Origin of the sequence: Marivita sp. (assembly GCF_051251565.1) — a bacterium.
GTDB lineage: Bacteria > Pseudomonadota > Alphaproteobacteria > Rhodobacterales > Rhodobacteraceae > Marivita.
Genome location: NZ_JBPOFB010000077.1, coordinates 1 through 2093, shown reverse-complemented (window position 1 = coordinate 2093; position 2093 = coordinate 1). Strand labels below are relative to the sequence as shown.

The 2093-nt window shown below is 61.3% G+C and carries 1 protein-coding gene; it reads right to left on the bottom strand.

The features are described from left to right. Nucleotides 1-130: 130 nt before the first annotated feature. A partial coding sequence (gene mutS / locus ACSHXH_RS19525) for a DNA mismatch repair protein MutS (RefSeq protein ID WP_435673469.1) occupies nt 131-2093 on the bottom strand: 1963 nt, incomplete at its 5' end.

The window sequence follows — 2093 nt, the reverse complement described above, 5'->3', positions numbered from 1 at the left end:
ATCATTACCCCAGCGAAGCCGAGCAAGGTCTTGTGACTTTTTGAAACACTTTTCGTCATGGCGATGGCCATAGCGAATAGGGGGTTAAGGATTGGTGCAAACGCCGCTTTCGACTTGGCCTATTCGCAGATCAATCAATTCCCCGCTTCAGCTCGTAGAGCAAATCGAGCGCCTCTCGCGGGCTGAGCGCGTCAATATCCGTATCGCGCAGCCGCGCTGCGAGGAGATCTTGAGGTGTCAATTCAGGCTCAGGCGCGGCGGCGGCGGCAAATAGCGGCAATTCCCCCAGTCCCGCAGCAAGACCTCCAGTTTCCTCGCGAGCATTCTCTAATTTTTCGAGCACTTGCTGCGCGCGTTTGATCACGGGGGTCGGGACGCCGGCGAGCTTTGCCACGGCAAGACCGTAAGATCTGTCGGCTGGTCCCTCTGCAAGTTCATGCAGCAGCACCAGATCGCCCTTCCATTCGCGCGCGCGAACGTGGTGGAGCGAAAGCTGCTCGCATGTCTCTGCCAATCGGGCGAGCTCATGATAATGCGTTGCGAACAGGCAGCGGCAGGCAATCCGCGAATGCACTGCCTCGACAACAGCCCATGCAAGGGCCAGCCCATCATAGGTCGATGTCCCGCGGCCAACCTCGTCCAAAATCACAAAGCTGCGGGTGGTCGCCTGTGCAAGGATCGCGGCGGTTTCGACCATCTCGACCATAAAAGTAGAGCGGCCCCGCGCGAGATTGTCTGACGCGCCGACACGGCTGAACAAACGATCAACCAACCCGATGCGCGCAGACTTTGCAGGCACAAAGCACCCGGCCTGTGCCATCAGAACAATCAGCGCATTCTGACGCAGAAAAGTCGACTTACCGCCCATATTCGGACCGCCAATCAGCCACAGCCGGTCATTCTCGCTAAGCGTGCAATCATTGGCGACAAACCGATCCCCCGCCTTCGCCAATGCCGCCTCGACTACAGGATGCCGCCCGCCTGCGATCGCGAGGCCCGGCGCGTCTTCTATGTCCGGCTGGCACCAATCGCCTTCCGCCGCGCGCTCGGCATTGGCGGCGCTGACATCGATCCGCGCGAGCGCTGCGGCAGTCGCAGCGATGCTTTCGCGTGCGTCAGAGACGTCGCCGACGAGTTCTTCGAAATGCGCGTCTTCTGCGGCGAGTGCGCGCCCGCCAGCTTCGGAAATGCGCGTGGCTTCTTCGTGCAGGCTTAGCGAATTGAACCGCACCGCGCCCTTCATAGTTTGGCGGTGGGTGAAGCCACTGTCTGCCGCCATCAATGCATCGCCGTGACGGCTGGGCACTTCGATGAAATAGCCGAGCACGCCATTGTGTTTGATTTTTAGCGAGGCGATGCCAGTTTCGTCGCGGTATCGTGCCTCCATCGCGGCAATCGCGCGGCGCGCATTGCCAGAGACTTCGCGCAGTTCATCCAGAGCAGCGTCGTAGCCTTCTGCGACAAAACCGCCGTTCGAACGCTCAGTTGGCGGCGATGCGACCAGCGCGCGGCTGAGCAAGTCGGTCAGCGCACCGTGTCCGGCAAGGCGCGGCAACAGGCTGTCCAGCAAAGCAGGGCGATCCGTCTCCCGCGTCAGCCAATCATACAGCCGTGCCGCCTCACTCAAACCATCACGCACTTGCCCCAGATCACGCGGGCTGCCTCGGCCTGCGACCACCCGTCCCAAAGCGCGGCCAATATCTGGGAGCGAGCGCAGGGCATCGCGCAGGTTCGCCCGCTCAATCGGCCGGTCGCGCCAGAATTGCACAAGCGAAAGCCGCGCCTCAATCGCTTTGCGGTCCAGCAAGGGTGCAGAAAGGTCTTCTGCCAGCAAACGTGATCCCGCACCGCTCGAACAGCGATCAAGCGATGCGATCAGACTGCCTGCGCGTCCGCTAGTCGCGCTTTCAAGGATTTCGAGACTGCTGCGTGTAGCCTCATCCATCACCATGCCGGAAGCACCAGAGCGCAGGACCGGGGGCAAAAGCAATGGCAGCGACCCGCGCCCGACATGATCGAGGTAAGCGACGAGTCCGCCCGCTGCCGCGAGCATTGCGCGGGAAAAATCGCCAAATCCGTCGAGCGTCGAAACC